The organism is Bradyrhizobium sp. 2TAF24 (assembly GCF_052115025.1).
GTDB lineage: Bacteria > Pseudomonadota > Alphaproteobacteria > Rhizobiales > Xanthobacteraceae > Bradyrhizobium_A.
Genome location: NZ_JBFRFW010000003.1, coordinates 102,572 through 128,162, shown reverse-complemented (window position 1 = coordinate 128,162; position 25,591 = coordinate 102,572). Strand labels below are relative to the sequence as shown.

The 25,591-nt window shown below is 66.5% G+C and carries 26 protein-coding genes; 11 read left to right on the top strand and 15 right to left on the bottom strand.

Annotation, left to right across the window (positions count from 1 at the left end; all coding sequences use genetic code 11):
* Complete coding sequence (locus tag AB4Z37_RS06510) at positions 1–915, top strand: ABC transporter permease (RefSeq protein WP_441515886.1); 915 nt, start codon at positions 1–3, stop codon at positions 913–915.
* Positions 915–1,730, top strand: a complete 816-nt coding sequence (locus AB4Z37_RS06505) for an ABC transporter permease subunit (protein WP_441515885.1) — start codon at positions 915–917, stop codon at positions 1,728–1,730. The genes AB4Z37_RS06510 and AB4Z37_RS06505 overlap by 1 nt, the downstream gene beginning before the upstream one ends.
* Positions 1,731–1,755: 25 nt before the next feature.
* Here the strand turns inward: AB4Z37_RS06505 and AB4Z37_RS06500 are convergent, their stop codons facing one another.
* From AB4Z37_RS06500 to AB4Z37_RS06485, 4 genes are all read right to left on the bottom strand, one after another.
* Positions 1,756–2,406, bottom strand: a complete 651-nt coding sequence (locus tag AB4Z37_RS06500; protein WP_441515884.1) for an outer membrane protein — start codon at positions 2,404–2,406, stop codon at positions 1,756–1,758.
* Between the two features lie 124 nt (positions 2,407–2,530).
* On the bottom strand, positions 2,531–2,791 hold the full coding sequence (locus AB4Z37_RS06495) for a helix-turn-helix domain-containing protein (protein ID WP_441515883.1): 261 nt from the start codon (positions 2,789–2,791) through the stop codon (positions 2,531–2,533).
* A 4-nt stretch (positions 2,792–2,795) separates the two neighbouring features.
* Positions 2,796–3,365 (bottom strand): DUF2975 domain-containing protein, encoded by a 570-nt coding sequence (locus AB4Z37_RS06490; RefSeq protein WP_441515882.1) that lies wholly within the window; start codon positions 3,363–3,365, stop codon positions 2,796–2,798.
* Between the two features lie 155 nt (positions 3,366–3,520).
* Entirely contained in the window at positions 3,521–5,500 is a 1,980-nt protein-coding gene (locus AB4Z37_RS06485) for an AsmA family protein (RefSeq protein ID WP_441515881.1), read from the bottom strand.
* A gap of 265 nt (positions 5,501–5,765) precedes the next feature.
* Between AB4Z37_RS06485 and AB4Z37_RS06480 the strand changes: the two genes are divergently transcribed.
* Positions 5,766–6,473, top strand: coding sequence for a CoA transferase subunit A (locus tag AB4Z37_RS06480; RefSeq protein WP_441515880.1), 708 nt, complete (start codon positions 5,766–5,768; stop codon positions 6,471–6,473).
* A gap of 20 nt (positions 6,474–6,493) precedes the next feature.
* Complete coding sequence (locus AB4Z37_RS06475; RefSeq protein ID WP_441515879.1) at positions 6,494–7,144, top strand: 3-oxoacid CoA-transferase subunit B; 651 nt, start codon at positions 6,494–6,496, stop codon at positions 7,142–7,144.
* 93 nt (positions 7,145–7,237) lie between these two features.
* Here AB4Z37_RS06475 and AB4Z37_RS06470 read toward each other — a convergent pair whose 3' ends face one another.
* The 4 genes from AB4Z37_RS06470 to uvrB all read right to left on the bottom strand — a co-directional run bounded on the left by AB4Z37_RS06470 (position 7,238) and on the right by uvrB (position 11,953).
* On the bottom strand, positions 7,238–7,669 hold the full coding sequence (locus AB4Z37_RS06470) for a nuclear transport factor 2 family protein (protein ID WP_441515878.1): 432 nt from the start codon (positions 7,667–7,669) through the stop codon (positions 7,238–7,240).
* A 324-nt stretch (positions 7,670–7,993) separates the two neighbouring features.
* Positions 7,994–8,449, bottom strand: coding sequence for a nuclear transport factor 2 family protein (locus AB4Z37_RS06465; protein ID WP_441515877.1), 456 nt, complete (start codon positions 8,447–8,449; stop codon positions 7,994–7,996).
* 194 nt (positions 8,450–8,643) lie between these two features.
* Positions 8,644–9,114 carry a tRNA-binding protein gene (locus tag AB4Z37_RS06460; protein ID WP_441515876.1) on the bottom strand — a complete coding sequence of 157 codons (471 nt, stop codon included), beginning with the start codon at positions 9,112–9,114 and terminating at the stop codon, positions 8,644–8,646.
* On the bottom strand, positions 9,077–11,953 hold the full coding sequence (uvrB, locus tag AB4Z37_RS06455; RefSeq protein WP_441515875.1) for an excinuclease ABC subunit UvrB: 2,877 nt from the start codon (positions 11,951–11,953) through the stop codon (positions 9,077–9,079). The genes AB4Z37_RS06460 and uvrB overlap by 38 nt, the downstream gene beginning before the upstream one ends.
* 129 nt (positions 11,954–12,082) lie before the next feature.
* Here uvrB and AB4Z37_RS06450 point away from each other — a divergent pair, with 129 nt between their 5' ends.
* The 3 genes from AB4Z37_RS06450 (at position 12,083) to AB4Z37_RS06440 (ending at position 14,978) form a co-directional block, all read left to right on the top strand.
* The gene (locus AB4Z37_RS06450) at positions 12,083–13,411 is read left to right on the top strand and encodes a hypothetical protein (RefSeq protein WP_441515874.1); all 1,329 of its coding nucleotides are present in this window, start codon (positions 12,083–12,085) and stop codon (positions 13,409–13,411) included.
* 162 nt (positions 13,412–13,573) lie between these two features.
* Positions 13,574–14,278, top strand: a complete 705-nt coding sequence (locus AB4Z37_RS06445) for a glutathione binding-like protein (protein ID WP_441515873.1) — start codon at positions 13,574–13,576, stop codon at positions 14,276–14,278.
* A gap of 4 nt (positions 14,279–14,282) precedes the next feature.
* A complete protein-coding gene (locus tag AB4Z37_RS06440; RefSeq protein WP_441515872.1) occupies positions 14,283–14,978 on the top strand; it encodes a glutathione S-transferase family protein in 696 nt (231 codons plus the stop codon).
* A gap of 155 nt (positions 14,979–15,133) precedes the next feature.
* On the opposite strand, the gene AB4Z37_RS06435 is transcribed toward AB4Z37_RS06440, so the two are convergent.
* The 7 genes from AB4Z37_RS06435 to AB4Z37_RS06405 form a co-directional block, all read right to left on the bottom strand.
* The gene (locus AB4Z37_RS06435) at positions 15,134–15,349 is read right to left on the bottom strand and encodes a cysteine-rich CWC family protein (protein ID WP_441515871.1); all 216 of its coding nucleotides are present in this window, start codon (positions 15,347–15,349) and stop codon (positions 15,134–15,136) included.
* Positions 15,350–15,454: 105 nt separating this feature from the next.
* Positions 15,455–16,294, bottom strand: coding sequence for a lysophospholipid acyltransferase family protein (locus AB4Z37_RS06430; protein ID WP_441515870.1), 840 nt, complete (start codon positions 16,292–16,294; stop codon positions 15,455–15,457).
* A gap of 512 nt (positions 16,295–16,806) precedes the next feature.
* Entirely contained in the window at positions 16,807–17,628 is an 822-nt protein-coding gene (locus AB4Z37_RS06425) for a PAS-domain containing protein (RefSeq protein WP_441515869.1), read from the bottom strand.
* Between the two features lie 174 nt (positions 17,629–17,802).
* Positions 17,803–17,964, bottom strand: coding sequence for a hypothetical protein (locus tag AB4Z37_RS06420; RefSeq protein ID WP_441515868.1), 162 nt, complete (start codon positions 17,962–17,964; stop codon positions 17,803–17,805).
* An 85-nt stretch (positions 17,965–18,049) separates the two neighbouring features.
* Positions 18,050–18,211, bottom strand: a complete 162-nt coding sequence (locus AB4Z37_RS06415; protein WP_441515867.1) for a hypothetical protein — start codon at positions 18,209–18,211, stop codon at positions 18,050–18,052.
* Between the two features lie 259 nt (positions 18,212–18,470).
* Positions 18,471–19,124, bottom strand: coding sequence for a glutathione S-transferase family protein (locus AB4Z37_RS06410; RefSeq protein WP_441515866.1), 654 nt, complete (start codon positions 19,122–19,124; stop codon positions 18,471–18,473).
* A 190-nt stretch (positions 19,125–19,314) separates the two neighbouring features.
* A complete protein-coding gene (locus AB4Z37_RS06405) occupies positions 19,315–20,574 on the bottom strand; it encodes a glycosyltransferase family 87 protein (protein ID WP_441515865.1) in 1,260 nt (419 codons plus the stop codon).
* A 183-nt stretch (positions 20,575–20,757) separates the two neighbouring features.
* On the opposite strand from AB4Z37_RS06405, the gene AB4Z37_RS06400 reads away from it, so the two are divergent.
* The 4 genes from AB4Z37_RS06400 (at position 20,758) to AB4Z37_RS06385 (ending at position 25,586) form a co-directional block, all read left to right on the top strand.
* On the top strand, positions 20,758–21,960 hold the full coding sequence (locus AB4Z37_RS06400; protein WP_441515864.1) for a pyridoxal phosphate-dependent aminotransferase: 1,203 nt from the start codon (positions 20,758–20,760) through the stop codon (positions 21,958–21,960).
* Positions 21,961–22,100: 140 nt separating this feature from the next.
* A complete protein-coding gene (locus AB4Z37_RS06395) occupies positions 22,101–22,619 on the top strand; it encodes a DUF992 domain-containing protein (protein WP_441515863.1) in 519 nt (172 codons plus the stop codon).
* Between the two features lie 212 nt (positions 22,620–22,831).
* A complete protein-coding gene (locus AB4Z37_RS06390) occupies positions 22,832–23,308 on the top strand; it encodes a DUF992 domain-containing protein (protein ID WP_441515862.1) in 477 nt (158 codons plus the stop codon).
* 223 nt (positions 23,309–23,531) lie between these two features.
* Complete coding sequence (locus AB4Z37_RS06385) at positions 23,532–25,586, top strand: elongation factor G (RefSeq protein WP_441515861.1); 2,055 nt, start codon at positions 23,532–23,534, stop codon at positions 25,584–25,586.
* Positions 25,587–25,591 lie beyond the last annotated feature (5 nt).

Below are 25,591 nucleotides of genomic sequence, written 5' to 3'. Positions count from 1 at the left end.
ATGACCGGCCGTCGCGTCTTCACCCGGCCGGCGCGGCTCGCCGCGATCCTGCCCTATCTGTGGATGGTGCTGTTCTTCCTGGTGCCTTTCGCGTTCGTGCTCAAGATCAGCCTGTCGCAGACGGCGATCGCCCAGCCACCCTATGTACCGCTGTTTCCGCTCGACCAGGGCTGGCAGGCGTTCAGGGCGGCGCTGGCGCAGCTCGACGTCGCGAACTTTTCGCTGCTGACCTCCGACGATCTCTACGTGCTGTCCTACCTGCGCAGCCTCACGGTGGCGTTGACGGCGACCGCGCTGCTGCTCGTCATCGGCTATCCGATGGCCTATGCCATGGCGCGGCTGCCGGCGCGCTGGCAGCCGCTGGCGATGATGCTGGTGATCGTGCCGTTCTGGACCTCGTTCCTGATCCGCATTTATGCCTGGATCAACGTGCTGCAGCACGACGGCCTGCTCAACACCGTGCTGCTGAAGCTGCACATCATCGATCGGCCGCTGGTCTGGCTGGCGACCGACAGCGCGATGTATCTCGGCATCGTCTACTCGTATTTCCCGTTCATGATCCTGCCGCTCTACGCCACGCTCGCCAGGCTCGACGGGGCGCTGCTGGAGGCGGCGGCCGACCTCGGCTGCTCGCGCCTGAAGGCGTTCTGGCTGGTGACGGTGCCGCTGTCGCTGCCCGGCGTCGGCGCCGGTGTGCTGCTGTGCTTCATCCCGATCGTCGGCGAGTTCGTCATTCCCGACCTGCTCGCCGGCTCCGACCGCATGATGATCGGCCAGACGCTGTGGCTGGAGTTCTTCACCAACAAGGACTGGCCGGTGGCCTCCGCCATCGCCGTGGTGTTGCTGCTGGTGCTGCTCGTGCCGCTGCTGGTCTACGAGAAGCTGCAGCGCCGCCAGCTCGACGGGGCGCGCTGATGGCCCGACACACCCGGCGTTTCTCGCCCTTCAACGCCATCTCACTGGCGCTCGGCCTTGCGTTTCTCTATCTGCCGATCGTCATCCTGATGGTCTACTCGTTCAACGCCTCGCGCCTCGTCACGGTGTGGGGCGGCTGGTCGCTGCGCTGGTATGCGGAGTTCTTCCACGACCGCGCGATGCTGGATGCCGCCTGGATGAGCCTGCGCGTGGCGGTCGCCTCGGCAACCGCCGCCACCGTGCTCGGCACGCTCGCGGCGATCGCGCTGTCGCGGGGGGAGAGTTTCCGGGGCCGCACGCTGTTCTCGGGTATGCTCTATGCGCCGCTGGTGATGCCGGAAGTCATCACCGGACTGTCGCTGCTGCTGCTGTTCGTGGCGACCGCGGCCGAGCGCGGCTTCTGGACGGTGACGATCGCCCACACCACGCTGACCATGTGCTTCGTCGCCGTGGTGGTGCAGTCGCGCCTGCGCGGCATCGACCGCAGCCTGGAGGAGGCGGCGATGGATCTCGGGTGCGCACCGGCGCATGCGTTCGTCGCCGTCACGCTGCCGCTGATCCTGCCGGCGGTGATCGCTGGCTGGCTGCTCGCCTTCACGCTGTCGCTCGACGATCTCGTGATCGCGAGCTTTACCACCGGCCCGGGCTCGGCCACCTTGCCGATCCGGATCTATTCCGAGGTGCGCCTCGGCGTGAAGCCGGAGATCAATGCGATCTGCACCCTGGTTGTCGCGGCGGTCGCGGTGGTCATCGTCGCGGCCTCGCTCGCCTCCAAGCTGTCGAGCCGCGAGGGCGAGAGCGCCGCGCCGCTGTGAAGTGGCGAGAACAGGCGAGAACAGGCTAGAATCGAATGTTGGCGCCGGCCTTGATGGTCTGGGCGGTCAGCGGCCGGCTCGACATGAATTCGAGGCGATTGTCGCTCGGCGTACGGCCGAGCTGCAGGTAGTTGTACTCGGCCTTGATCGAGACCGTGTCAGTCACGGCATATTCGAGGCCACCGCCGTATAGATAGCCGATCTGCCAGCCCCGGCCGTCGGCGACCGGCTCCTCGCTGTGCACCAGCGCGAGGCCGGCGGTGGCGTAGGGCAGGAAGCGGCCGAGCACGATGCCGGTGCGCAGCTTCGCCGCGCCGATCCAGCGCGGCGCGATGCTGCCGGCCGCAGTCTGCGGCCGCGACGTCTGCCGCCACAGATAGCTGCCCTCGAGCTCGATGCCGAACACCGCAGGCACGGTGCTGCCGCTGACCTGGACATTGTAGCCGCCCTGCGCGCCGGCAAGGTAGCCGCCCTGCGCCGGCGCGAGGTTGTCGGCGCTGAAGCGGGCGAAGCCACCATGGAGGCCGGCATAGCCGCCGCGCCAGCTAAAGCTGGCGCTGGAGGCGATCGGCGCCGGGGACAGCCAGGATCTGTCGAATGGCTCCGCCTGCGCCGCGGTGACGGCGAGCAGCGTGGTGACAGCGGCTGATACGGCGAGGGGGTGGGGTGCGGGCACGATGAAGTCTCGGCGGTTTTGAAGGGCGGAGCGTCCGGCCGTGGCCGGCGCGCGGGCGAGCGTCATCGTTCGCCGGCGAGCCGGCGTTCGGGAGCATGACGTGGATGGCGTCAGCGCAGCGCGGCTACGCCGATTTGCGCGTGGCCTGCGGCAGATCGAGCGGGTGGTCCGAGCTGTCGTGGTCGGGGATGTAGGTCAGGATGTCGCCGGGTTGGCAGTTGAGCACCTGGCAGATGCGCTCCAGCGTATCGAAGCGGATGCCGCGCACCTTGCCCGACTTGAGCAGCGAGACGTTCGCTTCGGTCAGATGGATGCGGGCGGCAAGCTCGCGGGAGCGCATCTTGCGCCGCGCCAGCATGACGTCGAGGTTGACGATGATCGGCATGGGGTCACACGATTTCGCGGTTTTCCTGGGACAGGCGGGTGGCGTCACGCATCACGGTGGCGAAGGCGATCAGCGCGAGGCCGCCGAGCACCGTCATCAGATGCCCGGCCTCGATCTCGAAGCCGATCGTGCGGGCATCCGGCGGGTTGTTGAGCGTCAGGTTCAATGTGGTGAGGATCTGGACCGGCGGCGACAGCACGGCCTTGACGATCAGCGCAAGCCCGATGCCGCGGATGCGCGCGGCGTTGTCGTCCTCGAACACGTGTCCGCCGGCGAAGGCGGAAAACAGCCGCGACAGCTGCACCAGCGCGTAGAGCACCGGGATCGCGCCGACCAGCGCGAGCAGCATGCCGATCATCCGGGCGCCGAGGGTGATGGTGATGGGACGCATGCCGAGCGGGCTCGGCCACGCCACCCAGCGATGAATCAACTGGTCGTTGGACCAGATCACCGCCGTGCTGCCGACGATGACAGCGGCGCAGAGCAGCGCGCCGATGGCCACTACCTGCCCGATGCGGTGGAGGCGGACCGAGACGTCGTCCTCGGCCGGAGGAATCAGGCCGATTCGATCCATGGAACAACTCCATTATCCCTTACGTTATATTTTTATTGTTTTACGATAAATTGAGGCAGAAAAGTGACGGCGGCGCCCCGCGGCATGGCTACGACCGTTCGGGCGCGGCCCTGAAGGTGGAGAGGGGGAGAGAGCGGAAGCTGGCCGCTTGGGCGTCAGTTGGCGCGGGCGGCCGGAGCCGGGTCCTTGGCCGGGGTTTCGGAGGTGGCCGGCGAGGGCGCCTCCGGAGCAGCCGCCGATGTCTCGGGGGCTGGTTTCGGGCCGCCCTTGAAGCGGTCGATCACCGAACGCACGGCGTCGCGGGTGCGGCTGTCGCGCACCGCGTTGAGCAGCGGGGCGGAGGCCGGCGAGCGGCGGATCAGGGCATCGGAATCCGGGAAGATCAGCGGATCGTCCCATGGCCCCTGGACCACGAAAGGCAGCTCGAAGGCCGGCGGCGCGTTCGGGGCCGACACCAGGCTGGCGACGCCCTTGAGGTCATACTCGCGCGACGGCACGCTTGCTGTGCCGCTCAGCGTCACACGGACGGAAGGCCCCTCGATCCGGGTGTCGTCGAGTGTGGCGACGCCATTTTCGAACTTCAGCGCGACGTTGAGGACGGAGAACGGCGTGCGGCCGCTGCGGAATTCGCCGGCGCCGGACAGCGGGCGGCGCTCCAGGCGGCGCAGCAGCTGATCGACATTGAAGCCGAGCAGCGCGCCATCGTGGCCGGTCAGCGTCACGGTGCCGTCGAGCGACTGGGTCAGTTCATAGGCGCTGGAGCCAGCGGCCTCGAGCGCGACGTTGAGATTGCCGCGGCCGGCGAGCTTACGGTTGCCGAACACCTCCGCGGCAAACGCCTCGAGGTCCACATCCATGAACTGGAATTGGGATTTGATGCTGGCGGATGCATCCGCGCGGGCGAGCCCGAACGATCCCCGCAGCACGCCGCCGAACACCTGGGCTTCGCCGACGCTGAGCGCCAGCGTGCCGTTGCGCAGGTTGGCGCCGATTGCGGTACGGCCGAAACGCAGGCTTCCCGCCATGACCTTGGCGGCCGACAGGCGCACATCGAGGTCGGTCGACGCCAGGCTGCGCAAGTCGAAGGTCTGCCTGTTCCAGTCGCGCGCGCCGCTGGCGAGCAGGCGGATGGTGCTGATGTAGGGCGAGATATCGAGGGTCTCGGAGGCCAGCGTCGCCTGCAGCGTCTGGCGGGTGTCGTTGCTGTAGGTCAGCACGCCCTCGGTGACGTTGCCGTCGATCTCCATGTTGACGTTGGTCAGGGCCACCGACGGCCCGACGAGATTGGCGCGCGCCTTCAGTGCGAAGCGGCCGAAGCCGTTTTCGCCGGGGACATCGTGGCCGATCCAGTGCAGCGCATCGCGCAGCGAGGTGGAGTCCGCGGTCAGCGTCCCTTCCATCATCAGGCTGGCGCGGTCGGCGACGGCACCATCGAACGCGAATTTGAGCAGCCGGCCGGCGATGCGGGCCTTGATGCCGGAGCGCTCGCCCGACAGTGCGGCGATGAAGTCATTGATGCTGACGCTGCCGTCGATGCGCTCGCCGCGCCAGTCGAACTGGCCTGTCGCGGCGAACGAGCGCGAGATCGACGGCCAGGCGAACGACATGTCGGCGCCGGTCACCGTTTCCTTCACCTGCCGCGCATCGTCGCGATAGACGAGGAAGCCGTCCTTGACCCGGATTTCCGAGAACGACACCGGGCTGTCGACGCCCGGCTTGATGGTCCGTGCCAGCGTTTCGACGATCGGCGTCCAGTTGCTGCGGCCGTCGGCCGAGCGCGTCACCAGGATGCGCGGCTGCTCCAGCGTGACGTCGGCGATCTCGAACCGCCGCATCAGCAGCGGCACGAGGCGCAGGTTCGCGGTCAGGCTGTCGACGAGCAGCGGCGGCTCCGCGCTGCTGCCGCGCAGGCCGACGCGATGGAGCACGACATAGCTGCCCGGAAACAACGAGACAGTGCTGTCGCCGTCGACGACGAGGTCGAGGCCGGTGGCGGCGCGCAGCTGGTTCTCGACCGCGCGCAACACGGCAGCGCGATCGGTCAGCCAGGAGACCGCCGCCAGCCCGATCACGACGACACCGAGAAACGCCGCGATCGGCGTCCCGAGGCGCTTAATTCCCTGGGCTATCGTCAAACTGTAATCCGGATCAGGTTGCTGGCTTGGCGGACCGCGAGTTCGGCCATGTTCGGTTGCAACTTGATGGTTTTTCTTGACGCTTTCAAGGCCATCGGCGGCCCCCCGAGGGGGCGCGGGGCGGTCCTGCCTGCGCCCCGTGCGGGGCCTGCGCGACCGGCGCCTGCCGCGCGGCTGGGACGCGGCCCGCCAGATTGACGGGTCTTGACGATTTCGCCTAATAGTCTCTGCAACTTCCCTCCCTCTTCGATCAGGTTGGACAGCGATGAACAAGGTCTATCCGGACGCGAAATCCGCGCTCGACGGCATCCTCAAGGACGGCATGATGGTCATGTCCGGCGGTTTTGGTCTGTGCGGCATCGCCGAAACGCTGTCGGACGCGCTGCGCGAGTCGGGCGTGAAGAACCTCACCGTGGTCTCCAACAATGCCGGCGTCGACGGCATCGGCCTTAGCCGGCTGCTGGAGACGCGCCAGATCAAGAAGATGATCTCGTCCTATGTCGGCGAGAACAAGCTGTTCGCGCAGCAGTACCTCGCCGGTGAGCTCGAGCTCGAGTTCAATCCGCAGGGCACGCTCGCCGAGCGCATCCGTGCCGGCGGCGCCGGCATTCCCGGCTTCTACACCAAGACGGGCGTCGGCACGCTGATCGCCGAAGGCAAGGAAGTGAAGGAGTTCAACGGCGAGAAGTACATCCTGGAGACCGGCCTGTTCGCCGACCTCGCGATCGTGCACGCCTGGAAGGGCGATACTGCCGGCAACCTCGTGTTCCGCAAGACCGCGCGGAACTTCAACCCGATGATGGCGACCGCGGCGCGCATCACCATCGCCGAGGTCGAGCATCTGGTTCCGGCCGGCGAGATCGATCCCGACCACATCCACACCCCCGGCATCTACGTCAACCGCATCATCGAGGTCGGCACCGAACTGAAGCGGATCGAGCAGCGCACCACGCGCAAGCGCCCGGCAGCCTGACCCAGCGAAGGAGAATCCCCATGGCCTGGACCCGTGAACAGATGGCCGCCCGCGCGGCGAAGGAACTGCGCGACGGCTTCTACGTCAATCTCGGCATCGGCATCCCGACGCTGGTGTCCAACTACATCCCCGAAGGCGTCGACGTTCAGCTGCAGAGCGAGAACGGCATGCTCGGCATGGGCCCCTTCCCCTATGAGGGCGAAGAGGACCCGGACCTGATCAACGCCGGCAAGCAGACCGTCACCGAGCTGCCGACCACCAGCTACTTCTCCAGCGCCGACTCGTTCGCGATGGTGCGCGGCGGCCACATCGACCTGTCGATCCTCGGCGCCATGCAGGTCGCCGAGAACGGCGACCTCGCCAACTGGATGATCCCCGGCAAGATGGTGAAGGGCATGGGCGGCGCCATGGACCTCGTCGCCGGCGTCAAGCGCGTGGTCGTGGTGATGGAGCATGTCGCCAAGGACGGCGCCAAGCTGCTGCAACGCTGCTCGCTGCCGCTGACCGGCGAGCGCGTGGTCGACATGGTGATCACCGATCTCGCGGTGTTCACCATCGACAAGCACGGCAAGGATGGCATGACGCTGATCGAGCTCGCCGACGGCGTGACGCTCGACGAGGTCAAGGCCAAGACCGAGGCCGGTTTCCGCGTGGCGCTCACCAACACCTGATCGCGCCCGACACGCGTGAACATGCAAACGCCGTCCCGGGTCACCGGGACGGCGTTTGTTGTTTCAATCGTGATGCCGCTGTCCTGCGCGCCGTCAGACTGCGGCCGGCAGGTGGATCGGGTGGCCGAGCGCCTGCTCCACCAGGTCGAAGGTGTCGAGCACCATGCGCATGCAGGACAGCCGGCCGCGCTTGAACTGGGTGAAGTAGGCGGCACGGACGCTGATCGGCTTGCTGGAGTCCGCCGCGATCAGCGAATAGCGCACCAGCGAGGACGCCTGTTCCTCGCCCAGCATCACCGATTCGCGGTCGAAACGGCGAATGCTGATGTTGTCGGCGATCTGCCGGCAGACCTCGAGCACGGCCTCCTTGCCGCGCCGCGCGCCGAGGAACGGAAACATGTCGATCGGGCCATAGATTGCCCAATCGACCTCTTCATCGAGAATGGCGTTCAACTGCTCCAGCTCGCCCTCATTGATGGCAAGATGCAACGCGCGCGAAAAACGCCAGAGACTGTGCTCTGTCATGCGATCGGCCTTGGAGATTTTGATAAGCAAAAAAACAGCAAAACGGGCCACAGGCGCCATTCGCGGCGCGGGGCCTAAGGGATGCTGCAGTCCAACGTGTTGCACCCCATATAGAGGGGGACAGGCCTGATGACCATTGCAATTGTTGCATTGCACAAATGCCGTGGTGTACCAGCCGGCCCAGTTTGGCAGCGCAGACCAGACAGTGGGCAGTTCCCGTCAGGGATCCCGGGACACCCACGCGGATCCTGAAACGCTCCAGGGTGGGCCCCGGCGCCGCAAGGCGGCCTGCCGGCGGCCGCAGGTCGGGTAAGCGGCTCCGTGCTAGCGGAGCATGGCCTGCCTGGCGCTGGCGGCAAAGGCCTCGGTGAGGTCACGGCCGAGCAATTGCTGCAGCAGGTCGAGCGAATCGAAGAATGCGCGATGCTCCAGGATGCGGCCGCCGGTCATGGTGAAGAACTCACCGACCGTCAGCTTGACGACGCGCTGGTCGTTGCGCTTGACCAGGCTGACGTCGGACAGGGTCGCCACCCGCAATCCCTCGACGGCGATGAAGCGCAGGGAATGACGACGGCTGGAGAACCGCTCGTCGTGAATCCGAATCGATTCGGCGATCCATTCCTTGCCCTGCTTGAACCCCAGATGCGGAAACACCTCCACGGGGGCGTAGGTCACGGATGTGAAGCCGTCGTCGCAGCATTGTGCGACGCGCTCGGCATTGCCGGCATAGAAGGCTTCGAGAAAGGCCAGCACGCATTGGCGGGCGGAAGAGGCATCCATAACCAGACTCGCAGCACGCAGAAAACGACAAGACGCGCCCTGCACTAGTGAATGAAGCGCCAGTTGATCAAGCCAAATGGATGTGAAGCGTTACCGATTCCTTAGAAGCCCCCCGACATTGCCTATAATGACGGACGATGCGCCGCGTATGTGCACGCGTCGTGCGCCGCTGCGGTGAATGGCGGTGCGCGGGGTTAATAAATCTTCGCGCCGTTAGGCAGAAAATTCCCAGCCTGCGGGCTCCGCGGCGACAGCAGAATCACCTTGCCGGCGCTGTCGGCGACGCCGAGCACCAGCACCTCGGAGAGAAAGCCGGCGATGTTGCGCGGCGCAAAGTTGGCGACACACACCACGAGTGTGCCGATCAGTTCGTCAGGCGCATAGTTCGTGATCTGGGCGCTCGACCATTTCTCGCCGAGATCGCCGAGGTCGATGCGCAGCTTCCACGACGGATTGCGCGCTTTGGGAAAGGGCAGCACCTCGAGGATACGGCCGAGGCGAATGTCGACCTTGGCGAAGTCGTCAAAGGTGATCTGGGGCAGCGGAGCGGAGGTGGGAGGCTGACATGAAGATGACGGTGCTGAGGCAGGCGAGGAGCTGTCGGGGAGGCTGCGGAACAGCGGCGCGTCAGCGCCGCTTCCAGCCGCCGCGTTTGCCCGGTGCACCGGCCGACGAGCGCGGCGAGGCACCGGGGCGATAGGGTTTCGACTCCATGCCGGGGCCCATCTCGTCGAGGCCGGGCTTGCGCGCGCGCGTGCCCTTGCCCTGGCTGGGCGGCAGGTTGGCGGCGTCGCCGTACTTGCGGCTGCCGGCATAGGCCCCGGCCTTGGTGGTGACCGTGCGCTGCTTGACCGTAGGATCGTCGACGACCGCGAGTTCGGTGGCGCGCAGCCGCTTGACCTCGTCGCGCAGCCGCGCCGCCTCCTCGAAGTTGAGATCGGCCGCGGCTTCCCGCATCCGCGTTTCGAGGTCGGCAAGCACGGCCTCGAAATTGTGGCCGATGCTGACGACGTCATCGGCGAGGCCGCCGTCGCCGACCTCGACCAGCACATGGTCGCGCTCATAGACGCTGTTGAGGATGTCGCCGATCGACTTCTTGACGCTCTCCGGCGTGATGCCGTTGGCGACGTTGTACGCGACCTGCTTCTCGCGGCGGCGATCGGTCTCGGCGATCGCGCGCTGCATCGAGCCGGTCATCTGGTCGGCGTAGAGAATGACCTTGCCGTCGACGTTGCGCGCGGCACGGCCGATGGTCTGGATCAGCGAGGTCTCGCTGCGCAGGAAGCCTTCCTTGTCGGCATCGAGGATGGCGACGAGGGCGCATTCGGGAATGTCGAGGCCCTCGCGCAACAGGTTGATGCCCACCAGGGCATCGAAGGCGCCAAGCCGCAGGTCGCGGATGATCTCGATGCGCTCGATGGTGTCGATGTCGGAGTGCATGTAGCGCACGCGGATGCCCTGCTCGTGCAGGTATTCGGTGAGATCCTCCGCCATGCGCTTGGTCAGCACCGTGATCAGCGTGCGGTAGCCGGCCGCAGCGGTCGCGCGCACCTCGCCGACGAGGTCGTCGACCTGGGTGCGGGCCGGGCGGATGTGCACCGGCGGATCAGTCAGGCCGGTCGGGCGGATGACCTGCTCGACGAACACGCCGCCGCTCTCGTTGATCTCCCATCCCGCCGGCGTTGCCGACACCGCGACCGACTGCGGCCGCATCGCGTCCCATTCCTCGAACCGTAGCGGACGGTTATCCATGCACGAGGGCAGGCGGAAGCCGTACTCGGCGAGCGTCGCCTTGCGGCGGAAGTCGCCGCGGAACATGGCGCCGATCTGCGGCGCGGTGACATGGCTTTCATCGAGGAACACCAGCGCGTCGTCGGGGACGTACTCGAACAGGGTCGGCGGCGGCTCGCCCGGCCGGCGGCCGGTGAGGTAGCGCGAATAGTTCTCGATGCCGGCGCAGCTGCCGGTCGCCTCCAGCATCTCGATGTCGAAGGTGGTGCGCTGCTCGAGCCGCTGCGCCTCCAGCAGCCGGCCCTGGGCATGCAACTGGTCGAGCCGCCATTTCAGCTCGGCCTTGATGCCCTTGATGGCCTGGATCAGCGTCGGCCGCGGCGTGACGTAGTGCGAGTTGGAGTAGACCTTGATGAACTCGAGCTCGTCGCTCTTGTGGCCGGTGAGCGGGTCGAACTCCTCGATGCTCTCGACCACGTCGCCGAACAGGTTGACGCGCCAGGCGCGGTCTTCGTAGTGCGCCGGGAAGATGTCGATGGTGTCGCCGCGGACGCGGAAGGTGCCGCGGGTGAAATCGGCGCTGATGCGCTTGTACTGCAGCGCCACGAGATCGGCGATCAGCTGGCGCTGGTCGACGCGCTCGTTCTTCTTCAGCGCGAAGGTCATCGCGGTATAGGTCTCGACCGAGCCGATACCGTAGATGCAGGACACCGAGGCGACGATGATGACGTCGTCACGCTCGAGCAGCGCGCGCGTCGCCGAGTGGCGCATGCGGTCGATCTGCTCGTTGATCGAGGAATCCTTCTCGATATAGGTGTCGGTGCGCGGAACGTAGGCTTCCGGCTGGTAGTAGTCGTAGTACGAGACGAAGTACTCGACCGCGTTGTCCGGGAAGAAGTTCTTGAACTCGCCGTAGAGCTGGGCGGCCAGCGTCTTGTTGGGCGCGAGGATGATCGCCGGGCGCTGCGTCGCCTGGATCACCTGCGCCATGGTGTAGGTCTTGCCCGAGCCGGTGACGCCGAGCAGCACCTGGGTGCGGTCGTTGCGCTCGATGCCTTCCACCAGCTCCTTGATCGCCTGCGGCTGGTCGCCCTTGGGGACGTATTCCGACTTGAGCTCGAAGCGGACGCCGCCTTCGGATTTCTCCGGGCGCGCCGGGCGGTGGGGTGTCCACACGCGCAGGCTGCCGTCGTTGTTGCGGAATTCCGGTCGGCCGTCACGGATCAGGCTCTCGAGCGCGTCCGCCGTCGCGGCGACGCCGAGAGCTTCCATCTTGTTGCGCGCCGGGCGCGCCAGCGTGTCGTCGTCCTCGACGTCGAAGCCGAGCTGCCTGGCGAGCTCCGGATCCATGGTCGGGATGGTCGCGGAGGTGCCGTAGTTGGCCTGCGGCGCTTCCTCGAGGCCGCTGGCCTCCGGGGCGGCGCGCGCGCCCGGCGGCTGAGGCTGCGATCGCAGTGGGCTGTGCCGCGCTGCCTTGGTGTTGCGCGTCATGTTGCGGTCGGGCAGCGGATCCGGCGGCAGCGCTGCGTTGCCATCGACGGTGCGGGTCGACGCACGGGCGCGGTGGGCCGCAGCCTCGCCGCCGGCGCGGCGGTCCCAGGAATTGTCCGGCGGCGGCTGCAGGCCGGTCTGCGAGCCGACGCCGCTCTCGCCGCGATTGATCGCGGGATTGAGCAGCTCGGCGAGCGCCGGCGCGATCGGCTGCACGTCGGGACGATGCGCCTTGGATTTCGGTGTCTTCGGTTTTTTGGGCTTGTCGGGAGGTGTCGCCATGGCGGGGAATATAGAGCCAAATCGCGCGTGAGAAAGGGAGCGGCGCAGATTTTGTCGTCCGTGCATGACGGCGGCAGGCCGCGTCGCGGCGATCCCCCCTCGGTTCCCGGAAACCTGTGGACAGGGACATTGTCAGCCCGCCTCGACGCGGGCTCGACCGTCGCGCATGTGCGCCGAATCGGTCGAGACTTGCGCATTGATTGCAAAAATAAATATTCGGGGGCGGACATGTTTTCAAAGGTGCTGTCGCGCGCCGTCGCGACGCTCGTCATTCTCGGGTTGCTCGGGGGCTGCGCGGAGATCGACCGCCGCGGCGGGATCATCGCCGAGGCCGAGGACTATGTGCTGTTCGTCGCACATACCAAGAGCCACCGACTGTTCAGATCCTATCTGCTGGTTGGCGTGCTGCTCGCGGCGGCACGCCAGGGCGGCCATAACGACACCGACAAGCTCGCGATCGAAGCCAACCTGAAGGCGGCGCTGGAGGTCGCGTCCGAGGCTTATCAGTGCCTTTATCCCAGTGACCAGGCGCGGATCGTCCTGACCAGCTCGACGACGGCGGCCATCGGTTCGTTGGAAGCCCTCAATTTCCAGCCGCCGGCGATCTGCCAGTTCTTCGACGAGAAGATGGCCCGCCTGGACTACGCGCTGTTTCGTCTGGCGCTGACGACGTTGTTCAACGACAAGAGCAACGTCTATCTGGCCGACATCCGCGACAAGCTGTTCGGCAAGATCCCGGTCCTGTCCGAGTCGGTGAAGGCGGCGGTGCATGCCAACACCGCACTCAACCAGGCGACGACGATGGTCGACGACCTGCTGAACCTGAGCTTTTCCAGCGCAGGGCCGGTCGTAACCCTTCTGCCGCTCTACCGGGATTCTCTCGAACTCAACATGTGGCTGCTCGTCGACAACCTGACCCGCTTTTGTGCGCTGCCGGGGGCCAAGCCTGCGCGGGTCAATGCCGACGGCAGCGTCGCTCCGACGTTCTCGCTGGATGCGGAGCATGTCTGCACCACCAAGGAATACGCGTTGTCGATCATGAACAACGGCAACGGATATCTGCCGGATTGGCGGATGTTCGTCAGGAAGATGAACGACGTCGCGCATGGCATCGAGGCGTTTCAACCGCACCTGTTCCTGATCACCAAACTGATGTGGCGGACATGCCTGAGCCTGCTCGGAGGACTTGCCGAGCCCGGGACGGCCAGTCAGAGCCGCGAAAACCGCTGCACCTCGATGCTGCAGAACGCCTTATTCAAGGCGCAGATGGACGCGGATCTCGTCCAGGGGGGCGATGGGCGGTTTTACAGCGCCTCGCTGTTGCGGACCCGGGTGGCGAGGGGGCGTGTCGGCCCGGCGGCCGGTGAGCCCGGCCGGGCCACTGCAAGGCAGTCGCCGCGTCAGGAGCCGGAAGCGACCGGTTCGATCACATCGCCGGCGGTTCCCGCTGCTCGCTGAGAGCGGGCGCCCTCAATTCGGCGAGAGACGGGGCGGGCGCCATTGACTTCGCCGCGGGGATTGGGTGAACTCGATTTTCATGCAACGGCATCTATTTCTATGATGTCGGCCGGATTGTTTCCGACAATCCGGCTTTCCGCCGTCACGTTCAAGGATCGCCCGATGATCGACCTGCACTACTGGCCCACGCCGAACGGCCACAAGATCACGATATTTCTCGAAGAGGCCGGGCTGCCCTACAACATCGTTCCGGTGAACATCGGCACCGGTGATCAGTTCAAGCCCGAATTCCTGGCGATCGCGCCGAACAACCGCATGCCGGCGATCGTCGACCATGCGCCGAAGGACGGCGGCAAGCCGATCTCGGTGTTCGAGTCCGGCGCGATCCTGACCTACCTCGCGGAAAAGACCGGCAAGTTCCTCTCCGCCGACGTGCGGGTGCGCTACGACACCCTGCAGTGGCTGTTCTGGCAGATGGGCGGGCTTGGACCGATGGCGGGCCAGAATCATCACTTCGCCATCTACGCGCCGGAGAAGCTGCCTTACGCCATTACCCGCTACGTCAACGAGACCAACCGTCTCTATGGCGTGCTCAACAAGCGCCTCGCCGACCGCGAATTCCTCGCAGGTGACTATTCGATCGCCGACATGGCGAGTTATCCCTGGGTGGTGCCCTACGAGCGCCAGGGCCAGAAGCTCGAGGACTTCCCGCATCTCAAGCGCTGGTTCGAGGCGATCCGGAGCCGGCCGGCGACCGAGCGCGCCTACGCGCTCGCCAAGCAGGTCAACCCCAATGCGGCCGGCATCCGCACCGAGGAGGAGCGCAAGATCCTGTTCGGCCAGACCGCTTCGGTGGTGAAGGGCTGACGGCGTGACGCGCAAGCTGTACGAACTGGTCGGCACCGACGACGCGCGCCCGTTCAGCCCGTATTGCTGGCGCACTCGCCTTGCGCTCGCGCACAAGGGGCTCGACGCGCAGACGATCCCCTGGCGCTTCACCGACAAGGCCGCCATCGCGCCGCACGGCTCCGAGAAGGTGCCGGTGCTGCTCGACGGCGACAAGGCCGTGGTCGATTCCTGGGTGATCGCGAACCATCTCGAGGATGCCTATCCCGATCGCCCGTCGCTGTTTGGCGGCGACGGCGGGCGGGCGATGGCGCGCATGATCAACGGCTGGGGTGACGTTGCCATTGTCGGCGGCCTGTTTCCGCTGATCGTCGCCGACATCCATGGTCATTTGTCGCCGGACGACCAGGCCTATTTTCGCAGCACGCGCGAGGCGCGGCTCGGCCGCACCCTGGAGGAGGCGGCGGCGACCCGTGACAAGGGCGTCGAGGTGTTCCGCAAGTCGCTCGACCCGCTTCGCCTGACGCTGCGCGCCCAGCCCTTCATCGGCGGCGACGCGCCGAACTATGCCGATTACATCGTGTTCGGCGGCTTCCAGTGGGCACGGGCGACGAGCCCGTTCAGGCTGCTCAAGGAGGAGGATGCCGTCTACGCCTGGCGTGAACGGCTGCTGGACGCGTTCGGCGGCCTCGCGCGCAAATCGCCGGGGTACGCTGTCTAGAGTGTTTTCGAGCGAAGCATGCCCCCGGACCTGATCCGGGGTGGGCGCCGGTTCGCGTGACGAAAACGCGTCAAAACAACCATGCGTCAAAGCAATATTGAGGGCGTGTTCGCGCTGTCACCAAAAGCGAACGCACTCTAGTCAGTCGCCGCGTCTTAGGCGCCCGCCCCGGAGCGTGCGACCGCCGCGGCGGCGCGCAGGCAGGCCGGGCACAGGCAGTCGCCTCCGGACGTCGGCATCGGCAGCCGTGCGGTCTCCGCATGGCACCAGCACTCGCTCGACAGGTCGCAGCCGAATGCGGTGCCGCAGCGGGCGCAGGTGAGCCGCCGCGCCGGCGTTTCGGTGGCTGGTCGAGCGGAGCGTTCCGTCACGGTTCACGCATCTCTCATGACGCCGGTGTCATTGCGGCGGGACGCACCATCATGAGACGCGTCCGACGGAGACAGAACGACAATCGGTCGCGCTGCGCAAGGGTGTCAGGCGACGCCCGGGACGGGGTCCGCGGTCTCCGGCGCAGGCGCGCTCTGGCGGCCAGGCGGGTAGCGCAATGCTGCCGCATTCATCCGCCGCACCGAGCGCTCGGCTTCGCGGGCGATCTGCTTGCGGTCGGTGCTCATGTCGTAGGCCACCGCAGCGCCCCAGCTCACGGTGACGTCCACCGCGCCGGCCCGCAGCACGTCGAGCATGTGCGGGATGAGGTCGACGTCGCCATACCAGGCGAGCTTGTTGCGCAGCGCCCGCCCGGCTGGAACGCCGCCGAAGCCGACATAGGCGAGCGACAGCGGCTGCACGGTGATGCTGGAATGGTGCGTCGAGCTGCCGAGCGCGTGATGGACCGACCCGATCAGGGCCGAACGGAACGGCAGGATGCGGTTGCCGTCGCTGGACGTGCCTTCGGCGAACAGCACCACGGTGTCGCCGCCGGTCAGGCGATCCCCCATCTCGCGGGCGACCGCGCCGGTCTTCTGCCGCCGCTCGCGCTCGATGAAAATGGTCCGCTGCAGTTTCGCCAGCCATCCAAACAGCGGCCAGCTCGCCACCTCATGCTTGGCGACGAACACCACCGGGGTCACGGCGGTCACGACGATGATGTCGAGCCAGGAGACGTGATTGGACAGGATCAGCATCGGCCGATCGGTGCCGCACTGTCCCACCTGGTGGATGCGAATGCCGATGATGGCGCAGACCGCACGATGAAACAGGTGCGGAACGATGCGCTGCAGGCGGTTGTCGAACATGATGCCGATCAGCTGGAACGGCAGCAGCACGAGCGTGAGCGCGAGCAGGGTGAGAACGACCAGGGGGACGCGGATCATCGGGGTCAGGTGTCAGGTCCGGTTGAAATGTCGGCCGATCAGATAGCGGATCGGCGGCGGGAATGCGACAGGCAGGCGTGAGCAACATCAACTCCGCTGTCCGGCGGCACGGTCGCGAAGCGGACTGACGGCAAGGACGCCAAAAAAAAGGCGGCCCCGGCCAGACGCGGCGACTGACGAGGACCGCCCGAATAGCATTGCCCGGCAAGATGGAGACTGGGTTTGCCGTGTCAAATGCTCGTCTCTCAGAAAGGCGCGTACCTCGATCACAAGCCTTGCCGGTACGCACCGGCACGCATGATCAGCGACGGGGGGTCGATCAGCGTACGGCGGAAGGCTAGTGAGGATTTATTGTGCATTTATGACGCGCAGCACGGCCGCGATTGCCGCATGCGGCGCTGAGGGAAACCCCGAATTGCTCGCTGGTTCAATCAGCTAGCTTAGGGTGCGGGCGGACGCGCGGCGCATTCGGATGGAGACTTTTGAGCGACTTGTCCACAGCCGCCGGCTGGTTATTCCGCCGCGCCCAGCAGTCCTCCGGCCTGCCGCCCGAGCCAGTCGCCGTGGCCGGTGCGCCGGGCGATCAGGCGGTCGCGTTCGGCCGGGTTGTCGGTGCGACGGATCAGGTCGGTGATCGGGATGTAGGTCAGCATCCGCCCCCCTTCCGGCAGCACCGTGCAGCGAAAGCGCAGCACCTGGCCATCGCTCAGCCGCAGGTCGACCGGGGTCGGGTCGCCGCTGCGCACCTGGGCGATTCGTGTGGAGATATAGGTGCCGACCTCGTCCTCGGGCATGGCGTAGGCGCGGGTGTCGCGGCCATGATACATCAGCGCGACGAAAGGCGGCTTGCTCGCGGCCTGTTCGTCGCTCAGCCGGAACATGTCGCGGAAGGCGCGGTTGATGAACTGCGCGCGGGTGTCGGCGTCGAGCAGCACCACGCCGATGTCCATCGAATCGAGTGCGCCGGACAGTCGCTGCAGGGCCGCACTGCGCTCGCGCTCGCGTGCGATGTCGGCGACAAATCGCCTGCGCAGCAGCCCGATGATGAGCACAATGGCGAGGGTCGCGATGCCCAGCAGCATCACGCGGGCGAGGTCGGGGCCGCCGGCGATCACCGGATTGGCCAGCAGGGATGACACAGCGAAGGCGATGACGATCGCAGCGCTGGCAACGCCCGCGAACATGCCGCCGAGCATCGCCGACAGCGCAACCGCGCCGACATGGAGCGAGGCGGGATCGGTCATGACGACGACGTGGCGTTCGCTGGCGACGATCGCCGTCGTCAGCGCCGCAGCCGCAAGAGCACCGGATACCGTTCGCCAGTCCAAGCGCATGAGGTTCACCGTTTGCGCGCCAGCCTAACGCCGGATCGTGGCTTCCGGATTGCGGTAACATCGTATTTTCGCCGCCGGGGCTAATGCGCTGGCAACGCGGTCGGCACCAATTTCATGAGATTTGATTCAAACGCCGCGGGATGGCGGTTGCCCGTGGCAGCAGTCTGCGAGACGTCAGGGATGCACCGGGCCGCCCGCCACGGTCCCGACCGTGAGCGGTCCGGCGGAGGATTCGAACGCGGCGTTGTCGCCGCGCGTGGTGGTGGCGATCGCCAGCGTGGCCAGCACGATGGCGGCCGCCAGCGATATCGTCACCAGCAGGACGGGCGTTCTCATCAGCGCTTCCTGGTCACGATGACCGGGAGCGTCGGCGTGGCGGTGCGAAGAGGCGGCGACACGGCCCGATACTGCGCGTACGTGATCATGCCGCCATCAGGCGCAGCGACACGGCGGCGATGCTGAGGATCAGGCACAGCGACAGGCTTCCGATCGCCAGCGAGGCTGCGATCATGTTGTGGGCGCGAGAGGCGGCAAGTGCCGTGCGGTCGCCAAAACCGTGTCCGGCACCCAGCAACCGTTTCATGCGGCTCGATTCCCAGGCTGGAGAGCATTCCGGCCAGTCCATGCGCCCGCCGGAGCATCGCTCATGTCAACATTCATCAATCGCGGCGCGCAGGACTTTCACGATCGGTTGGATCGTGGAGGTGCGGCGCGCGAATCACCTGCACGGCTGCAAATGTCCCAGAGATGACGGTCAAGATTGCGGCGGCGCCCGCGTGGAGTGGGGCGAAACCAAGGCGATGGACGGTCGAAAACCGGTTTGCCCCCGTTGATGTCGCCGATCACGCTTCAGCGGTGACGCCAGCTTCGCCCTCAGGAACCTCGGCCGGCGTCCAGTTCATGGCGACGAAGCGCGGCTCCTGCTCGATGCGCCTCAGCCAGGTGCGGACCGCCGGGAAGCTGGACAGGTCGTAGTCGCACTGGTCGGCGACGTGGGTGTAGGCGTAGAGCGCGATGTCGGCGACCGTGAGCTGGTTGGCGGCGAAGTAGTCGCGGGTCTGCAGATGCTGCTCCATCACCTGCAGCGCGCGGTAGCCGCGCTCCATCCAGTCTTCCAGCGAATAGGCATGGAGCTCGCGGCCACCCTTGACCAGCGACAGCCAGAAATAGGCGGCGCCGATGTTCGGCTCCAGTGCATGCTGCTCAAAGAACATCCACTGCATGGCGTCGGCGCGGTCGAGCCGGCTCTCCGGCGCGAGCGGCGTGCCGATCGCGAGATACCACAGGATGGCATTCGACTCCGCAAGATAGCGGCTCTCGCCGACCTCCAGCAGCGGCACCTGGCCGTTCGGATTCTTGGCGAGGAAATCGGGCGTGCGGCTCTCGCCCTTGAGGATGTCGATCTCGATGGCGCGATAGGGTGTGTTCAACAATGCCAGCGCAAGGCGAACCTTGTAGCTGTTGCCGGAGCGCTGCATTGTATAGAGCTTGTACATCGATCTTCAGGCCACCCATCCGCGCATGCAGACACTGCGGCTTGCCAACCGCCGGTGCAACAATGGGATGTGAGGTGCTGCGCCGCAACCCCCAAAACTTTGAAAAAGTCGAAGTGCGTTGCAGCATGCGGCCGTCACAGCAAAACATGCTGTCCTCGCGCGCGGCCGGAGCGCGCGCGGAGCCGGAGCGTCAGGCGTTTGCCATGCGCTGATTGCAGAGCGCCGCGCCGTCGCGGTCGGCGACGGCATGGCGCAGCAGCAGGATATAGAGCGCGCCCACGACCAGCACGCCGAGCGGGATGGTGCTGACGCCGGCCACCGCGCGGGCGAGCAGCGGCACGGTCCAGGCTGCCGCGAGCAGGCTGATCTCATAAGGCCGGAAGCCGCGGGAAAGGCCGGTCGCCACGGCAAATGCGATCGTGGGGCCCAGCACCATCAGGTCGTAGTCGAGTACATGGGGCGAAGCGAGCAGCGTCGCCGCCAGCAGCAGCGCGGCCTTCTCGGTGTCGTCGCGCAGCACGCGAAAGGCCCAGCCGACGGAGACGATCACAGCGCCCGAAACGATCGCCTGCACGGCGTAGGCGAGCGCAACGCCGCCGCCGAGCAGCCGCACCGCGGCGAACGCACTCTGCAGCTTTTCGAACCCGACGTCTCCGGCCTCGAGCAGCACGCGGCGCGAGGCTTCCATGGACGCGATGAACGCCTGCCACGGCGCGACGCCGAACAGTGCCGTGGTGACGGCGGCCAGTGCCGCGACGGTGAGCGTGGCGGCCATGACGCTGCGCCAGTAGCCGCCGGCAACGAGGGCCACCGGGATCACCAGTGCGAACTGCGGCTTGTAGGCGAGCAGGCCGAACAGCACGCCGGCGAGCAGCGGACGATGCGTCAGCAGCAAGGCTCCGCCGCCGAGCAGCGCGGCGGTCAGAAAGCCGTTCTGGCCATGGCCGAGGTTGATGAAAACGGCGGGAAAGGCGGCGGCGGTGAGCAGCCACAGGCGCCCCGCGGCCGGGCGGACCGGACGGACAATCCGCCTGATCACCATCAGGTAGAGCACAAGCGTGACGCCCTGCCACAGCGCCAGCGCGACCGGATAGGGCAGCGCGGCGAGGGGCGCCGCCACCAGCAGGAAAACCGGTGGATATTGCCATGCGTAGTACGGCGTCGCGGCCCCGAAGGTCTGCTGCTGGCGGGCGTGGTGGAGCTGCGGATCATAGGCCCCGGCGGCCTGGCCCTCACGGGCGAGGGCTCCGGCGGCATAGAAGCTGGAAAAGTCGGTTCCCAGCGGCTTGCCGTTGCGATCGACCATGTGGTGCGACAGCGCGATCCAGGCCAAAAGACCCGCAGTTGCGATGGCGAGCAGCAGCACGCTGTAGCCGCGTGCCCGCTCAGCCGTGAGCCAGGCCCCGCTGCGAATGGCCCGGAGGGCATCGCGTGGTCGAAAATAAGCCATCAGACCGCAAAATTTGCCGAATGTTGCCGATCCTAAGCGGCGGGTTTTGAAGGCTTTCTTAAAGTCCGGCGGAGTTTCCGGCCAAGCTTCTTGCGATGCAGCGGCGCTCGCTTTAGGGTGCCGCCCTGCCTGAAAAACCCGACTCGCGCGCGTTCGTGCGCCGTCGCCTGCTAGGAGAAGATGATGCCCTTCCTGTCTGCCTCGCTTGCCCGTGTGAAGCCGTCCGCGACGATCGCGGTCACGGACAAGGCGCGGCAGCTCAAAGCGGCGGGCCGCAACGTCATCGGCCTCGGCGCCGGCGAGCCGGATTTCGATACCCCCGCCAACATCAAGCTGGCGGCCATCCATGCCATCGAGGCGGGCAACACCAAGTACACCGCCGTGGACGGCATTCCCGAGCTGAAGGAGGCGATCATCGCCAAGTTTCAGCGAGAGAACGGCCTCGTCTACAAGCCGAACCAGATCTCGGTCGGCACCGGCGGCAAGCAGGTGCTCTATAACGCGCTGATGGCGACCATCAATCCCGGCGACGAGGTGATCATTCCCGCGCCCTACTGGGTCAGCTATCCGGAGATGGTGGCGCTCGCCGGCGGCGAATCGGTGCCGGTGGTGTGCACCGCCGAGCACGGCTTCAAGCTGCAGCCGGCCGATCTCGAGCGCGCGATCACGCCGAGGACCAAGTGGCTGATCCTCAACTCGCCATCGAACCCGACCGGCGCGGCCTACACCGAGGCCGAGCTCAAGGCGCTCACCGACGTGCTGATGCGCCATCCCCATGTCTGGGTGATGACCGACGACATGTATGAGCACCTCGTCTATGACGACTTCAAGTTCACGACGCCGGCGCAGGTCGAGCCGCAGCTGCTTGACCGCACGCTGACGGTGAACGGCGTCTCGAAGGCCTACTGCATGACCGGCTGGCGCATCGGCTATGCCGGTGGTCCGCGCGAGCTGATCGCGGCGATGGCGACCATCCAGTCGCAGTCGACCTCCAATCCGTCCTCGATCGCCCAGTGGGCGGCCGTGGAGGCGCTCAACGGCCCGCAGGACTTCATTGGCGAGAACAACAAGGTGTTCAAGGAGCGCCGCGATCTCGTCGTGGCGATGCTGAATCAGGCCACCGGTATCCACTGCCCGCGGCCGGAAGGCGCGTTCTACGTCTATCCGTCGTGCGCCGGCACCATTGGCAAGACCACGCCGTCAGGCAAGACGCTCGCGACTGATGAAGATTTCGTGACCGAACTGCTCGAGAGCGAGGGCGTCGCGGTGGTGCAGGGCTCGGCGTTCGGCCTCGGCCCGGCCTTCCGAATCTCCTACGCCACCAAAACCTCCGATCTGGAGGATGCCTGCAAGCGCATTCAGCGCTTTTGCGGCAACCTTCGGTAACCTTTGAGCCGCTTTCGTTCAGGTTCATCACAGAATTCGCGGCTTTTTTTAGAAAGTGCCTTGTTTTTGACACGGCACTTGCTTCATCGTCGGGCCGCGCTCACGCGTTCCAATTCTTAAAATCTCCGGAGTCTCACAATATGCGCTTCAAAGCCCTTCTCGGCCTCGCCGCCGCGACGCTTATCGCTTCCTTTGCATCCGCCAATGCGCAGCAGGGCGTGCAGGTCGGCATCCTCGAATGCCAGGGCGGTCAGAACGTCGGTTTCGTCGTGGGTTCGGCGACCGAGCTCGAGTGCGTTTTCCGCAGCAATGACGGTCGTTCGGTCCAGCCGTACATCGCCAGCATCCACCGCTTCGGTCTCGACCTCGGCGTGACCCAGCAGACCGGTCTCGCCTGGGCCGTCAACGCTCCGACCTATCGCGTGGGTCCGGGTGCTCTCGCCGGTCACTACGGCGGCGTCGGTGCCAACGCGACCGTCGGCGTCGGCGTCGGTGCCAACCTGCTCGTCGGCGGTTCGGCCAACGCCTTCTCGCTGCAGCCGCTCAGCCTGCAGGGCCAGACCGGCATCTCCGCCGTTGCCGGCATCGTTGACGTCGAGCTGCGCCCGGCCGACGTTCGCCCGGCCCGCCGCGCTCATCGTCGTCATCGTCACCACTAAGACGATCGATCGGTTGATAGAGAGGCCCGCGTCAGCGGGCCTCTTTTTTTTGTCGCAGCGCTCCGTGGCGTGGAGGCTGTCGTCGAACGTTCATTGAACATTCAGTGCGGCTATGAATTAATGGCAGCCTGCAGTGTTCGCGTGTCGTTTCACCGCCGTTCGATTCCCGCCACCCGGGACTCTCACCAAGGACCATCACCGGAGATCGCATCATGCGTCGTCTTTCAGCCCTCGTCGGAGCTGCCGCTGTCATGCTCGTTGCATCGTTCACGGCCGCCACCGCCCAACAGCCCGTTCAGGTTGGCGTGCTGGAATGCCGTGGCGGCGCCAGCGTGGGCTTCATCGTCGGCTCAGTCACCAACCTGTCCTGCGTGCTGCGGGCGGATGGTCGCCGCCGCGACTACTACGTCGCGCAGATCCGCAAGGTCGGCATCGACCTCGGCATCACCGAGAAGAGCTCGCTGGCCTGGGCGGTGTTCGCGCCGACCGCGCGTATCGGGCAGGGCGATCTCGCAGGGAATTATGCTGGCGTGCAGGGCAGCGCGACAGTCGGCGTCGGCGTCGGCGGCAATGCCTTGGTCGGCGGCTCGGCGAATTCGTTCGCGTTGCAGCCGCTCAGCCTGCAGGGACAGGTGGGTGTCAGCGTTGCGGCAGGCGTCGCCGAGCTGACGCTGCGGCCGGGCCGCTGAAGCCCTCGACAGCCGTCCCGCATCATTCGTAAAGGCCCGCGCAAGCGGGCCTTTTTCATGCCCCCGGGCCGCCGTCCGCTGTGCGAGTTCCATTCGCGCCACGACTGCCGCGTGTTCCGTCATGCTGCAGAGCCGCAAGTTTCATCCTTGCCAACGACCCGGGTGCCTGAGACGATCCCTGTGCCGACCCAATCATGGGCCGAGCTCCAGTCAGGAGGCGGCAATGGGACATGACGTCAGAAGTCCCCGCGGTCCACGGTGCATTGCGCTGGTGGGCCCATTCCAGAGCGGTAAGACCACCCTACTCGAAGCCATCCTTGCGCGAACCGGCGCGATCCCCAAAGCAGGCACCGTCGAAACTGGCACCACCTTCGGAGATTCCTCTCCCGAGGCACGCAGCCATCGTATGAGCGTGGCGCTCACGGCGGCGACCGTCAGCTTCATGGGCGACATCTATACCTTCCTCGACTGCCCCGGCTCGGTGGAGTTCATCCATGACATGCGTGCCGCGCTGCCGGCGGTCGATGCCGCGGTGGTGGTGTGCGAGGCCGACGAGCGCAAGCTGCCGCAACTGCAGATCATCATGCGTGAGCTGGAAGATCTCGGCATTCCCCGCTTCCTTTTCCTCAACAAGATCGACAAGGCCGATGCCCGCGTCCGCGAGACGCTGACGACACTGCAGCCGGCTTCGCGCGTGCCACTGGTACTGCGGCAGATTCCGATCTGGGCCGACAACATCATCAGCGGGTTCGTCGATCTCGCGCTGGAACGCGCCTTCGTCTACCGCGAGCATCTGCCCTCCGAGGTGGTGACGCTGGAGGGCGGCGATCTCGACCGCGAGAAGGAAGCCCGCTTCACCATGCTGGAGAAGCTCGCCGATCACGACGACCGCCTGATGGAGCAGCTGCTCGAGGATATTCCGCCGCCGCGCGATGCGGTGTTCGACGATCTGGCGCGCGAGCTGCGCGAGGGCCAGATCTGCCCGGTGCTGCTGGGGTCGGCGACCCGCGAGAACGGCGTGCTGCGGCTGATGAAGGCGCTGCGGCACGAGTGCCCGGGCGTGGAGGCGACGGCGCAGCGTCTCGGTGTCCAGGTCTCGGGCAAGGATGCGATCGCCTATGTGCTGAAGACGGCGCATCTGCAGCACGGCGGCAAGCTGTCGCTCAGCCGTGTGCTGGCGGGCCATCTCGATGACGGCGCCACCGTGCAGTCGTCGCGGGGCGAGGCTGCGCGCATCTCCGGCATGTCGGCGGCGTCCGCCGCGAACGACACCAAGCGGACGTCGGCCGAAGCGGGAGAGGTGGTCGCGCTCGGCAAGCTCGATCCGGTCCGGACCGGCGATACGCTGTCGTCGGGCAAGACCGCGCCGCGGGCCCTCACCGAAATTGCCGCGGCGTCGCCGGTGCTGGCGATCGCGCTCGCCGCCGTCGATCGCAAGGACGACGTCAAGCTCGGTCAGGCGCTGGCGCGCCTCAGCGACGAAGACCCCTCGCTGACCATGATCCACGATCCGGTGTCCCACGAGATCGTGGTGTGGGGGCAGGGCGAAATGCATCTGCGCGTAGCGCTGGAGCGGTTGCGTGATCGCTTCGGGGTGACGGTCAAGCAGCACGCGCCGGGGGTCGGCTACCAGGAAACCATCCGCAAGCCGATCACCCAGCGCGGCCGCCACAAGAAGCAGTCCGGCGGGCACGGCCAGTTCGGCGACGTCGTGCTCGACATCCAGCCGCTGCCGCGCGGCACCGGCTTCGCCTTCACCGAGAAGATCGTGGGTGGGGCGGTGCCGCGCAACTACATCCCGGCGGTGGAAGAGGGCGTCAAGGATGGCCTGTTGCGCGGGCCGCTCGGCTTCCCGGTGATCGATGTCGCGGTGACCCTCACCGACGGCTCCTATCACAGCGTCGACTCGTCCGACCTCGCCTTCCGCACGGCGGCGCGGGCGGGCATGAGCGAGGCGCTGCCGCAGTGTCAGCCAGTCTTGCTGGAGCCGATCTGCGAGGTCGAGATTGTCTGCCCGACCGATGCCACCGCGAGGATCAACGCCATCCTGTCCGGACGGCGCGGCCAGATCCTGTCGTTCGACACCCGCGAGAACTGGAGCGGCTGGGATGCGGTCAAGGCGCTGATGCCGGAAGCGGAGATCGGTGACCTGATCGTCGAGCTGCGCTCGGCGACCGCCGGTGCCGGCGGCTTCACCCGCCGCTTCGACCACATGGCCGAAGTCACCGGCCGGGCGGCCGAGCAGATCATCGCCGCACATCGCTCCGCCGCCGCCTGACGCCG

What these genes read in the sequence shown, in the direction of transcription:
- AB4Z37_RS06420 (WP_441515868.1), bottom strand. Translation starts at nt 17,964, where the DNA reads ATGAGAACGCCCGTCCTGCTGGTGACGATATCGCTGGCGGCCGCCATC.
- AB4Z37_RS06390 (WP_441515862.1), top strand. Translation starts at nt 22,832, where the DNA reads ATGCGTCGTCTTTCAGCCCTCGTCGGAGCTGCCGCTGTCATGCTCGTT.
- AB4Z37_RS06510 (WP_441515886.1), top strand. Translation starts at nt 1, where the DNA reads ATGACCGGCCGTCGCGTCTTCACCCGGCCGGCGCGGCTCGCCGCGATC.
- AB4Z37_RS06395 (WP_441515863.1), top strand. Translation starts at nt 22,101, where the DNA reads ATGCGCTTCAAAGCCCTTCTCGGCCTCGCCGCCGCGACGCTTATCGCT.
- AB4Z37_RS06430 (WP_441515870.1), bottom strand. Translation starts at nt 16,294, where the DNA reads ATGATCCGCGTCCCCCTGGTCGTTCTCACCCTGCTCGCGCTCACGCTC.
- AB4Z37_RS06475 (WP_441515879.1), top strand. Translation starts at nt 6,494, where the DNA reads ATGGCCTGGACCCGTGAACAGATGGCCGCCCGCGCGGCGAAGGAACTG.
- AB4Z37_RS06465 (WP_441515877.1), bottom strand. Translation starts at nt 8,449, where the DNA reads ATGGATGCCTCTTCCGCCCGCCAATGCGTGCTGGCCTTTCTCGAAGCC.
- AB4Z37_RS06505 (WP_441515885.1), top strand. Translation starts at nt 915, where the DNA reads ATGGCCCGACACACCCGGCGTTTCTCGCCCTTCAACGCCATCTCACTG.
- AB4Z37_RS06470 (WP_441515878.1), bottom strand. Translation starts at nt 7,669, where the DNA reads ATGACAGAGCACAGTCTCTGGCGTTTTTCGCGCGCGTTGCATCTTGCC.
- uvrB (WP_441515875.1), bottom strand. Translation starts at nt 11,953, where the DNA reads ATGGCGACACCTCCCGACAAGCCCAAAAAACCGAAGACACCGAAATCC.
- AB4Z37_RS06425 (WP_441515869.1), bottom strand. Translation starts at nt 17,628, where the DNA reads ATGCGCTTGGACTGGCGAACGGTATCCGGTGCTCTTGCGGCTGCGGCG.
- AB4Z37_RS06445 (WP_441515873.1), top strand. Translation starts at nt 13,574, where the DNA reads ATGATCGACCTGCACTACTGGCCCACGCCGAACGGCCACAAGATCACG.
- AB4Z37_RS06410 (WP_441515866.1), bottom strand. Translation starts at nt 19,124, where the DNA reads ATGTACAAGCTCTATACAATGCAGCGCTCCGGCAACAGCTACAAGGTT.
- AB4Z37_RS06490 (WP_441515882.1), bottom strand. Translation starts at nt 3,365, where the DNA reads ATGGATCGAATCGGCCTGATTCCTCCGGCCGAGGACGACGTCTCGGTC.
- AB4Z37_RS06495 (WP_441515883.1), bottom strand. Translation starts at nt 2,791, where the DNA reads ATGCCGATCATCGTCAACCTCGACGTCATGCTGGCGCGGCGCAAGATG.
- AB4Z37_RS06405 (WP_441515865.1), bottom strand. Translation starts at nt 20,574, where the DNA reads ATGGCTTATTTTCGACCACGCGATGCCCTCCGGGCCATTCGCAGCGGG.
- AB4Z37_RS06385 (WP_441515861.1), top strand. Translation starts at nt 23,532, where the DNA reads ATGGGACATGACGTCAGAAGTCCCCGCGGTCCACGGTGCATTGCGCTG.
- AB4Z37_RS06400 (WP_441515864.1), top strand. Translation starts at nt 20,758, where the DNA reads ATGCCCTTCCTGTCTGCCTCGCTTGCCCGTGTGAAGCCGTCCGCGACG.
- AB4Z37_RS06480 (WP_441515880.1), top strand. Translation starts at nt 5,766, where the DNA reads ATGAACAAGGTCTATCCGGACGCGAAATCCGCGCTCGACGGCATCCTC.
- AB4Z37_RS06415 (WP_441515867.1), bottom strand. Translation starts at nt 18,211, where the DNA reads ATGAAACGGTTGCTGGGTGCCGGACACGGTTTTGGCGACCGCACGGCA.